Origin of the sequence: Pseudomonas sp. REP124, from assembly GCF_020164475.1 — a bacterium.
In the GTDB taxonomy this organism is placed as follows: domain Bacteria; phylum Pseudomonadota; class Gammaproteobacteria; order Pseudomonadales; family Pseudomonadaceae; genus Aquipseudomonas.
The window spans coordinates 1-9,436 of record NZ_JAIQWX010000200.1; the positions used below are offsets into that span (position 1 = coordinate 1).

Sequence of the window (9,436 nt, forward strand, 5' to 3'; positions counted from 1 at the left end):
GGCGATGCCCCCGGATGAATGCCGGAGCGAAGGGATCCCGAGCCTTGGCGAGGGACCGAACGTAGGGGCGAGACCTTTTGGTTACTTTTGGCTGGGCCGGCATTCCGGGCGTTTGCCAAAAGTGACCCGACCGTCAGGGCGGAACCGGAAGCCGCCGTTACCGAAGCAATGGATATGTCCCCAAAAGAAAGAGCGATATCAATGAGCAGTCACGCGCTGCCGTAACCCCGAGCTACTGGGCGACAACGCCAACGCCAACTGCGTCCGATTATGCATATGCGTCAACCGCAAAACCTGCGACACATACAACTTCACCGTGTTCTCGGTTATCCCCAACTCACAGGCAATCTGATAATTGGTTTGCCCCTTGCCCACCAGTTGCGCCACTTCCAGCTGCCTTGGCGAGAGCTGGTTGAAGATCGCCGGAATCTCGACCCGGTCCACCTCACTGACATCACCCTCGCCCGCATCCGCCACATAGGGCGCGCGCCGAACCTTGTCCAGATCCTGATAAAGATCATCGATCGACTCGGACAAATACTGCAGCTTCTGATTCAGATGTCCCAGTTGCATCGCCTTGCTGCGCTCCAGCAACACCGCTTCCTGGCGCTGCAAGCCTTCGAGCAATTCATTGGGATCGACCGGCTTCTGGAAATAATCGGCAAAACCCGCACGCAGCGCCTTGATCACATCCTGCTTATCCGCGCGCCCGGTCAGCATGATCGCCTCGAACGCCCGGTGCTTGCCGCTCAGCCGTTGCAGCTCCTGAACCAGTTGAATGCCATCCATCCTGGGCATGTGCAAATCGCACAGCACCAGGCTAATGGCCGGATCTTCGTTGAACAGTGCAATGGCTTTTTGACTAAACTCACAAGGAACAGCCCGATAACCGTTGTCCTCGAGAAATTCGCAAATGGATTCGACGATCGCTGGCTCATCGTCGACCACCATGATTTTTACCGCGGAGGTACGCTTGTTCACGTGCAACTCCCTGCCAAGTCAGATACTGACCGTTCCTCTACTTGAAAACCGGTTTGTACAACTAATGTAGAAAGTAGACCCACTCCGGACGCTCTACAAATAGGGGATCCAGATCAAAGTCAGCAAAAAGCCCACCAGCAGGAAGGGTGCGAAGGGCTGTTTATTTGACATTCCAGGCTGTAGATAGCGAATACGCTCTCTAAGCCATTGACCTGTATGCAGCCAGACTCTTGGCGCCAGCAGCAGCCACAGCACACTGGCCAATCCGGCACCGATCAACACGCCCAGCACATACCGACCGTCGGTCGCGAGACCAAGAGCTGTCAAAAGTTTTACATCGCCGGCGCCGAGCCGACGCAGTGCATAACCTGGCAAAGTGAAAGCCAGCGCCAGCAACGCCGCCCAACCGCCCTGTTCGGCGGTCGCACCCAGCCAGGTGGTGTCGCTCCACAACAGCCAGGCCAATGCCAGCGCGCCGACACCCAAAGTCAGGCCATTGGCGATGTGGCGCTGCCGGGCATCCTGCGCGGCACACAGCGTCAGCCAGAGCAGCAGTACAAAAATCTGCATCCTGTAAAAAACGTCCCTTTTGCCCGAATGATTCTATGCTGATATTACGCTGTGACAGTCAGGGTAGACGCACTCATGAAAACCAGCCTCCCCCGCAAACAAAAAGGCGCCGCGGCGATTGAATTCGCCTTGGTGTTCGTCATCTTCTTTGGCGTGTTCTACGCCATCGTCACCTACAGCCTGCCGCTGTTGCTGATGCAGTCTTTCAACCAGTCGACCGCCGAAGCCGTGCGCCGTAGCGTCGCCCTCGACCCGGCCACACCCGGATACGACGCTGCGCTGAAAACCCTGGTCAAGGACGAGTTGCGACGGCAATTGGCGTGGATTCCGCCCGGTTTCAATTTCGATCCCGACACCGATGTGACCACCACCTTTTCCGCCGGCCTGCTGAAGGTCAGCATCAACTACCCCACCAGCAAGTTGAGTGCGGTCATACCGTTCCTGAACCTGCCGGGCATCGGCCCGGTACCGAACCTGCCAGCCTCGCTTTCCGCCAGTTCGAGCCTGCAATTTTGAGTGCCGGCGACAAACTCTTCGGGCGTCTGCTCCACCGCCACCCGCCAGCGCCGCAGCCTGTGCTGGAGCCTGCGAGCATGCGCAGTGTCGGTTTGCAGATGCAGCTCGACGCGCAAGGTCGGGTCCTGCGCCTGAGCGGCCCGCTGCGGCATCAGCTGGCACAACACACGCCTGGCGCAGAAGCGCCGCACTTGCTCGATTTCCTCCTGCCTCACAACAGTCTGACGGTCGAAGGCTTGCCCGCGGACTGGCAGGGGCAATTGCTCGATCTGGATTTCTACAGCCTCACCGGCCAGCCCCTGCACCTGCGTGGCTGGGTCCAGCCGCTGAACGATGCCTGGCTGCTGCAATTGCTGGACATCGGCGACCTGTTGCTCGAACGCCGGCAAGCACGCCAGCGCGAACAGTGCCAGACGCTGGCGGTGCAGATCAGCGAGCAGTTGCGCCTGTGTAGCCTTTCGCGTCTGTCCGAAGTATTGAGCGAGCAGCTGCAAAGCCTGGCCCAGCGCTTTCGCATTCCATGCGTCGCCTTGGCGTTACTCGATGAGGAGGAACAGGGCTGGCAGATTCACCAGCACTACGCCAGCCCCGGCGCACCGCAACTGTGGCAGAACGGCCAGCGCCTGGGCACGGGCCTGGACTGCCTCAGCGGCTCGGCGCCCCAGCACCCGAACCTGCTTCAGCATCCGCGTCTGCAAGACGCCTTCGGCAATATCGAGGGCTTTGTCGTGCCCTATCACGACGCGCAAGGCGTGGCGGCCTGGTTGCTTTTTGGCTACTTCGGCGCGCAACAACGCCCGCCGGACGTCAGCGAACGCGACTGGCTGCAATTCGCCGCCGCGCTGGCCAGTCCCGTGCTGGAGCGACTGCGCGAGCATCGGCATCACCTGCAACTGGAGCGTCTCGAATCGCTGCAAACCCTGCTCGGTACCGGATGGTGGGAGGTGTTCGGCGAAACGGCCCAGGTGCAATTGGCGCCGTCGCTGGTCAAGGCCCTGAACCTTGCCAGCGCCCGCTTGCCGTTGTCCGACTGGCTCGAACAGGTGCACCCCGCCGACCGCGAAGAGCTGCGCAGTCGCCTGCACGCCTTGCAGGACCAAGGCACGCCGCTGCTGCTGTGCGTGCGCATTTATCACCCCGACACCGGCGCGCCGCCGCACTGGTATCGCCTGCAAGGCCAGGCCCTGGGCATCGGTAAAAACCGGCGTGTCGTGGGGTTCATGCTCGACATCAGCGACATCAAGAATCAGGAACAACAGGCGGCCGCGGCCCATGCGCGGCTGGACAACCTGATCGCCCGCTCACCCGCGGTGATTTACGTTCAGCGCTATGTCGAAGGCGTGCTGGAACCGACGTTTTTCAGCGACAGCCTGGCGCCACTGCTCGGCTGGACACTCGATGATTGCGCAGGCGCCGCGTTGATCGAACGCCTGCACCCCGAGGACCGCGAGCGCTACTTCGAGCGCACCCGCCAGTTGTTGCGCGAAGGTTCGGTGAGCACCCGTTATCGGCTGCGCGACAGTCGCGGCGATTACCACTGGCTACTCGATGAAGCCAAGCTGCTGCGCGATGACCTTGGCCTGCCGGTGGAGGCCGTGGGGCTGTGGCTGGATGTCACCGAGGCGACCCAGGCCGCCGAGCGCATCGAACAGAGCGAGGAGCGCTACCGGATTCTGGTGGAGGACTCGCCGGCGATGATCTGCCGCTACCTGCCGGACCTGACCCTGACGTTCGGTAATCAGCCGCTGGCGACCTATCTGGAGTGCTCACCGGATCAACTGCCGGGGATCAACCTGGGCAGCTGGATGTCCGCGGAACAGCGCGATGCGTTCACTCAGCGTTTAGGCCAGTTGAGCCCGCAATGCCCGGTCAGCAGCGCCGAGATCAACCTGCAACTGCCCGGACGGGAACACGCCTGGTGGATCTGGTCGGATCGCGGGGTGTTCGACCAGCAAGGCCACTTGCTGGAGATTCAAGCCGTAGGGCGTGACAACACCGAAGTGCGCCGCTCGCAGATGCAACTCACCCAAAGCGCGAAAATGGCCACCCTCGGCGAAATGGCCACAGGCCTGGCCCACGAAATCAACCAGCCGCTGAACGTGATGCGCATGGCCATCGTCAACGTGCTCAAGCGCCTGGAAAAAGGCGACGCGCAGATCGACTACCTGACCGACAAACTCAAGCGCATCGACGCCCAGATACAGCGCGCCGCTCGAGTTGTGGATCACATGCGGGTGTTCGGCCGGCGTTCGGAGATCGAACAGCAACTGTTCAACCCGGCCCAGGCCATCGAAGGCACGCTGTCGCTGCTGGCCGACGGCATGCGCGGCAAAGGCGTCGAGTTGCGCGTCAGCGACCTGGGATTCCAGGTGCAAGTGCTGGGGTATGTCGATCAACTGGAGCAGGTGTTGATCAACCTGATGGTCAACGCTCGGGATGCGCTGCTCGGCAAATGCCAGAAAAACCCCGAGTTCCAGCCATGGATTTCGCTCTACACCGAACGGGATCAACAGTCGGTGCGACTGTGGGTGGAGGACAACGGCGGCGGTATCGATCCGCGTTTACTGGAGCGGATTTTCGAGCCGTTTTTCACCACCAAGCCGGTGGGGGTTGGCACGGGGCTGGGGTTGTCGGTGAGTTACGGCATTGTCGAGAACATGGGCGGCACCCTCAGCGTGCGGAATTCGAGTCAGGGTGCGCGGTTTTGTATTGAGTTGCCGATTGCATCGGCGAATTAGATCGCCAGCGTCGGCCGGCCCGGCGGCTTGCAACTCAGGTTGGCGCCGACATCGACCTTGTTCAGGGTGATGCCGAGGTTGGCCAGCAGGCCGTCGAGAAGCGGATCGACCACGGGTGCCAGCAACAACTGGATCGTGCTGCCCAAGGTGCTGTTGACGCCATTGAGAGTGCCGCTTGTGGTGACCAGCAAATCCCCCAGCAAGCTCGAACCGGTAGGTTTGTAGGCCTCGACCTGGACCCCGCTCAAGGTGGTTTTCAGGCTGTTGACGATGCCTTGGGTGCCGAGGCTGTAGTACATCGGAGGTTTCTTGATTTCCGGTGGTTGACTGTAGACGTGGGAGCTTTGGGTGCTGGCGATGGAGGTGTCGATTTTTATGCCCAGACCGCCACCGTAGAAGGGTTTTCGGCTTGCCTGATCGCAGGTCGGCTGGCCGAGCCCAAGAAAGGGAATGGTGCAGGTGATTACGCCGACATCGATCAGCGCCAGTGGCTGCACCGTGACATCGGCCGCCGATGAAAAGGCGTTGGCCGTATCAATCTTGCCGACCTTAAGTTTGACCAGTGACGTATTGGTCTGGGTGGTCAGGCTCTTGGTGGCCTGGCTTGCACAGTTATAGGCAGTGACACGACTGTCGGCACTGGCCACTTCCAGCACCACGTCGATCGACGAAGTGGGAAGGATTTTCAGGTCGGTGCGCTGGCAGGTCCCACCCAGCGTACAAAAAATCGAATTCAATGCACCGGCAATATCCAGGTGCAGCACATTGTTCAGGGTATCGGTCAGTCCGCCCACCAACGTGTTGCTGGTGATGGCGTTAGTCAGACCACTGATGGTCGCCAGCACCGGCAAGTTGAGCGACAGGACGGTTCGCACCTGCGCTGTGCGCACAAATATCCGGTTGGGGTCATTGAGCTGCCCCGTGACCAGCGCCGGATTGCCGATGGCCGACAACTGCGGCGGTTCTATGACTTTGACTCTGACCACACCATTGGCCAGCCCCGGAATATTCAGCGGAATGTTGGCCACGGCGGCGTTCTTGCTGTTGGCCAATTGCACGAAGGCTTCTACCAGCTGGAACACCTGCAAATTGGTATTGAGTCCCGATGAAACGGTGCCGGTTTGCAACTGCAGCAACTGTCCCAGAACGATCGAAGTGCTGCCTGCCGCCGCCTTGAGACCGGTCAGGCCGCTGACCGCCACGCTGGCCGTCGGACCGCCGGCCTGCATGACGGTGATTGCCGTATCCAGCAATTGGGTCAGCGCGATGTTCTTGCTCAGCAGTTCGGTGTAGTTGCCGGCGGTGACGTTAACGTCGACAGCCAGCTGGTTGAGGTAGCTCAGCAGGTTTATCTGCGTGTTCACCAACCCCTGCCAACCGGCGATGCTCAGGTTGAGGTTGCCGCCGAGCATCTGCCCCAGCAACAGATTGAGGGCGGCGGATTTGCTGGCATCGATCACCAGTGCCGTGCTGCCGATGGTCAAGCTGGCCAGAGGCGGCAGGACCGCCGGTGCGCTGACAGCGGTGGCCGTGAGTTGTGTGGTCAGACTGGCCGGACCTGGGCTCAGCAGCGCATAGACGCCTGCTGCAATGCTGGTGGTGACCGTGTGGGTCACGATCACGCGAATCGCTTCGGTTTTGCTGGCATCGACCACAAAAGCCCGCAGGTTGTCGGCCCCGGCCTGCAACGAACCGCAAGCTGTGTTCAGAGTCATGCCATCGCTCGCCTTGTAACCGTTACGTGTGGCGCTTTCGAGGGCATAGCCTGCGGCGGTGAGGTTAGGCGACTGGCAGTCGCCATTGCGGCTGACAGCTTCCAGCGCGGCCACATCGGCCACCCGCTGCAATTTGCGTTTTTCCAGGTAAAGCCTGCCTGAGTCGATCACCAACAACGTGAATCCCAAGGCCAGCGCCAAGGTTCCGGCCGCCATCAAGCCAATCGCTCCCCGTTGCCGGGCCGGGCCGCGAAAATCCATGCGGGACGACATCGTGCACTCCTTGGCCGGCTCACTGCCGAGCACTGCCTCCATTGGTGTGGAGCAGTGTAGTCAAGGGTGGAAGGGGTTGCTGGCATCTCGCCAGTGCAGACTACAAAAAACCTGTAGGAGCGAACATGTTCGCGATGGAGGTCAACGATAACGCGGGGTGTCAGGCTTCCCGTGTCGTCTGGTCGTCCATCGCGAGCAAGCTCGCTCCTACAGAGGGCGGTGTTTATCTGTTTGGGGGGTAATTGGCCAGGATCCGGGTGACGGTTTCGTGGATCGCGTTGCTGCGATCGCTGGGGTTCGGCGAGCGGCTGAGGATCTGCTCGTCACTGCCGCGCCACACCAGCTTGCCGTCCTTGCCGTCGAGCATGTCGATCTGGATGGTCGCCACCTTGTAGGACACCAGGCGCGTTTCGTTGTACATCGGTGCGCCCCAATAGCCGTACCAGGGGTTGCCCCAACCGCCTCCATAGTTGGTGGTCACCTGTTGCTGGCGTTCCTCGACAATCAAGTAAGTCTGGATACTCAAGTCGCCTTTCGCGCCCGCTGCGGCTGGGCGCAGGCCGCGCTGGTCCAGTTGTTCGGAGACAGATTCGCGAATGCGCTGCTCGGTCAGGTCGCTTTTGATCCGGGGGTCATCGGGGCGGTATTGCAGCGCGGGCTCTTTCCAGCTCCAGCTGCGGTAGGCGGCGAAGTCGCGGCTGGCATCGTAGTCGTGATTGACCTGGTTGGCGGCGCAGGCACTGAGCAGTGCGATCACTGCCAATAAAGCGAAACGGCGGAACATGATGATTCTCCGATTGAAGACATGAACCAGCGAAATGCTTCTTATCTACAGGAAGCTAACTGGGAGGATACGCCGACATTGCCTTTTCCACAGCCTTGCGAATTGCATCCATCTGCTGGCTCTGCGTACCGCTGTGAGAGGTTTCCGCGCTGGAGCTCCATACCGGCTGACCGTTTTGCGCATCGAACAGATCGACCTGCACCACAACCACTTGTTCCTGGTAAGTACGAATGATCGGCACGCTGCCGTACATGCCGTAACCCGGACCATAACCGTACCGGTTGTAGCCGCCGTAACCACCATAGGCGCCATAGTCATCTTGAACCTGGCGCGTACGGGTTTCCAGACGCAGGGCGGCGCTGACAAACAGATCGGCGGGCCGACTGTCATGCAGCGGGCGCAAACCGCGTTGATCCAGAGCACCGCTGACGGCTTCGGCAACCTGCGCGGAATCCGCCCATGCGGTGCCTGGTGGCAGATGCCCATCCAGCCATGCCCAACTGCGATAGCGTCCGTAGTCTCGCGGGGCGGCCGGGTAAGCGCTGCGGTCGAAGGTGCTGGCCGCCTGCGGCGGTGCCGGGGGAATCGGTTTGGAGGACGCAACATAAGGGTTGGTGCCTTCGCAGGCAGCCAGTCCCAGACAGATCAGCAGCAACCCTGCACGACTCTTCATTTCACACTCCGATCAGATCGGCCGACAGATCCAATGCAGATAACGCCCAAGCCCGGCGAAGCTTGGGTGACGGCGGTGCGCCAGTTCCATTTCGAGCAGGTCCACCAGCTCGGCACGGGCCTGGAATTCCACGGGCATGTAATCGTGAAAAACCCGCACTCCACTCTGTGTTTCGACCTGCCACAGGCCTTCAAGTTGCGCCGCCAGTTCCCGGGGATCAAGCGGTTGTTGCGGGGTCAGGCTCTGTTTCTCGCCGGCCATGTCGTTCTTGCGCATCTTGCGGAAATGGCCCTTGAGCAAATTGCGGTAAATCAGCGCATCGCGGTTGTAGAACGCCAGGGACAACCAGCCTCCGGGTTTGGTCAGCTGATGCAAGACCGGCAGGATCGCGTGGGGCTCAGCCAGCCATTCCAGCACGGCGTGGCACAGCACCAGATCGTAGGGTTCGTTGAGCTGGCCCAGCAGGTTCTGCCACGGCGCCTGGATGAAGGTTGCGCTTTGCCCGGCTTCGGCGAAACGCTGGCGGGCGCCTTCGAGCATCGGTTCGGCGGGCTCGGCCAGGGTCACCTGATGCCCGCGCTCGGCCAGCCACAATGACATGTGGCCAAGACCGGCACCGATATCCAGCACCCGCAGCGGACGGTTCGGCAGGGTTTCGGCCAGATCGGCCTGCAGCACGGCAAGGCGAATCGCGCCCTTGGCACCCCCGTAGATCTTTTCCGCGAAGCGCGTGGCCAGTTGATCGAAATGACGGTCGCTCATCAGCTGAACCTCCGTTCACTGTCGGCCAGCTTGCTGCGCACCACCTCATTCATGTCCACGCCCAGTTCGCTGCACAGCAGCAACAGATAGAGCACGATGTCGCCGATTTCCTGACCGGCATGGGCGAGTTTATCGGCAGGCAGTTGCTTGGACTGGTCTTCGGTCAGCCACTGGAAAATCTCCACCAGCTCGGCCATTTCGACGCTTGCGGCCATGGCCAGGTTTTTCGGGCTGTGAAATTGCCGCCAGTCATTGCGGTCACGGATGGCGTGCAGGCGTTGGGTCAGTTCAACAAGGTTCATCGGGGTCTCCTGAAGGCGTATAGCTTCGGGGGGATGGCAGGTGAAGGCAAGTGACAAAGCATGAGCGGCTGGTGTTGTTCCATTGTGGGAGCGGGCTTGCTCGCGAAAGATCGGAAGAGCGT

Annotated in this window: 9 protein-coding genes; 2 read left to right on the forward strand and 7 right to left on the reverse strand. The window is 60.8% G+C overall.

Annotated elements, in window-relative coordinates; all coding sequences use genetic code 11:
* Positions 1-198: 198 nt before the first annotated feature.
* The gene (locus K9857_RS28105; protein ID WP_263488135.1) at positions 199-951 is read right to left on the reverse strand and encodes a response regulator transcription factor; all 753 of its coding nucleotides are present in this window, start codon (positions 949-951) and stop codon (positions 199-201) included.
* 123 nt (positions 952-1,074) lie between these two features.
* Positions 1,075-1,551 carry a prepilin peptidase gene (locus K9857_RS28110; RefSeq protein WP_224541474.1) on the reverse strand — a complete coding sequence of 159 codons (477 nt, stop codon included), beginning with the start codon at positions 1,549-1,551 and terminating at the stop codon, positions 1,075-1,077.
* A gap of 75 nt (positions 1,552-1,626) precedes the next feature.
* On the opposite strand from K9857_RS28110, the gene K9857_RS28115 reads away from it, so the two are divergent.
* Complete coding sequence (locus K9857_RS28115; protein WP_224541476.1) at positions 1,627-2,067, forward strand: TadE/TadG family type IV pilus assembly protein; 441 nt, start codon at positions 1,627-1,629, stop codon at positions 2,065-2,067.
* Positions 2,064-4,805: an ATP-binding protein gene (locus tag K9857_RS28120; RefSeq protein WP_224541478.1), complete on the forward strand. Its 2,742-nt coding sequence runs from the start codon at positions 2,064-2,066 to the stop codon at positions 4,803-4,805. Before K9857_RS28115 ends, K9857_RS28120 begins: the two co-directional genes overlap by 4 nt.
* Here the strand turns inward: K9857_RS28120 and K9857_RS28125 are convergent.
* The 5 genes from K9857_RS28125 to K9857_RS28145 all read right to left on the reverse strand — a co-directional run bounded on the left by K9857_RS28125 (position 4,802) and on the right by K9857_RS28145 (position 9,314).
* Positions 4,802-6,793, reverse strand: a complete 1,992-nt coding sequence (locus K9857_RS28125; protein WP_224541480.1) for a pilus assembly protein TadG-related protein — start codon at positions 6,791-6,793, stop codon at positions 4,802-4,804. The genes K9857_RS28120 and K9857_RS28125 overlap by 4 nt on opposite strands.
* A gap of 223 nt (positions 6,794-7,016) precedes the next feature.
* Positions 7,017-7,577, reverse strand: coding sequence for a DUF4136 domain-containing protein (locus K9857_RS28130; protein WP_224541483.1), 561 nt, complete (start codon positions 7,575-7,577; stop codon positions 7,017-7,019).
* Between the two features lie 55 nt (positions 7,578-7,632).
* Positions 7,633-8,250 (reverse strand): DUF4136 domain-containing protein, encoded by a 618-nt coding sequence (locus K9857_RS28135; RefSeq protein ID WP_224541485.1) that lies wholly within the window; start codon positions 8,248-8,250, stop codon positions 7,633-7,635.
* A gap of 12 nt (positions 8,251-8,262) precedes the next feature.
* Positions 8,263-9,012, reverse strand: coding sequence for a methyltransferase domain-containing protein (locus tag K9857_RS28140; protein ID WP_224541487.1), 750 nt, complete (start codon positions 9,010-9,012; stop codon positions 8,263-8,265).
* The gene (locus K9857_RS28145) at positions 9,012-9,314 is read right to left on the reverse strand and encodes a nucleotide pyrophosphohydrolase (RefSeq protein ID WP_224541490.1); all 303 of its coding nucleotides are present in this window, start codon (positions 9,312-9,314) and stop codon (positions 9,012-9,014) included. The genes K9857_RS28140 and K9857_RS28145 overlap by 1 nt, the downstream gene beginning before the upstream one ends.
* Positions 9,315-9,436: the final 122 nt, after the last annotated feature.

Coding starts and splice junctions, on each gene's coding strand:
- K9857_RS28105 (WP_263488135.1), bottom strand. CDS start 951: ATGGTGGTCGACGATGAGCCAGCGATCGTCGAATCCATTTGCGAATTT.
- K9857_RS28110 (WP_224541474.1), bottom strand. CDS start 1,551: ATGCAGATTTTTGTACTGCTGCTCTGGCTGACGCTGTGTGCCGCGCAG.
- K9857_RS28115 (WP_224541476.1), top strand. CDS start 1,627: ATGAAAACCAGCCTCCCCCGCAAACAAAAAGGCGCCGCGGCGATTGAA.
- K9857_RS28125 (WP_224541480.1), bottom strand. CDS start 6,793: ATGTCGTCCCGCATGGATTTTCGCGGCCCGGCCCGGCAACGGGGAGCG.
- K9857_RS28130 (WP_224541483.1), bottom strand. CDS start 7,577: ATGTTCCGCCGTTTCGCTTTATTGGCAGTGATCGCACTGCTCAGTGCC.
- K9857_RS28135 (WP_224541485.1), bottom strand. CDS start 8,250: ATGAAGAGTCGTGCAGGGTTGCTGCTGATCTGTCTGGGACTGGCTGCC.
- K9857_RS28140 (WP_224541487.1), bottom strand. CDS start 9,012: ATGAGCGACCGTCATTTCGATCAACTGGCCACGCGCTTCGCGGAAAAG.
- K9857_RS28145 (WP_224541490.1), bottom strand. CDS start 9,314: ATGAACCTTGTTGAACTGACCCAACGCCTGCACGCCATCCGTGACCGC.